The organism is Veillonella sp. VA139 (genome assembly GCF_003992005.1).
In the GTDB taxonomy this organism is placed as follows: domain Bacteria; phylum Bacillota; class Negativicutes; order Veillonellales; family Veillonellaceae; genus F0422.
On sequence record NZ_RQVL01000069.1, the window covers coordinates 1 to 371 of the forward strand.

Below are 371 nucleotides of genomic sequence, written 5' to 3' on the forward strand. Positions count from 1 at the left end.
TGGACGATTAGCTCAGCTGGGAGAGCGCCTGCCTTACAAGCAGGATGTCGGCAGTTCGATCCTGTCATCGTCCACCATAGTTAAGAACCATCCGAATGGGTGGTTCTTTTTTCTGTGCGTAGTCTAGCATTCGTAGCTGAATGGGGTGAAGGGAAGAGCACGACATATTCCTCCGCAAACTGATATAGTGGTTAGGTTTGCTCCGGAACATGTCGTGCTCTTCTGCGTTTGTGTGATTTAGGCAGTAAGGGCGCTGCAAGGCTACTACTCGAAATGGCGCTCCTCAGGGGATAAAATTCTGTCAAGCACAAATTAATTTGTCATAAAAAATAACTAAACATAGGCGTAATTGGAAATCAAGATAGTATTAA

The 371-nt window shown here is 45.3% G+C and carries 1 tRNA gene; it reads left to right on the forward strand.

The features are described 5' to 3' along the window. The first annotated feature begins 1 nt into the window (after position 1). Positions 2–77: transfer RNA gene (locus tag EO125_RS09735), tRNA-Val, on the forward strand. The last annotated feature ends 294 nt before the right edge of the window (positions 78–371 follow it).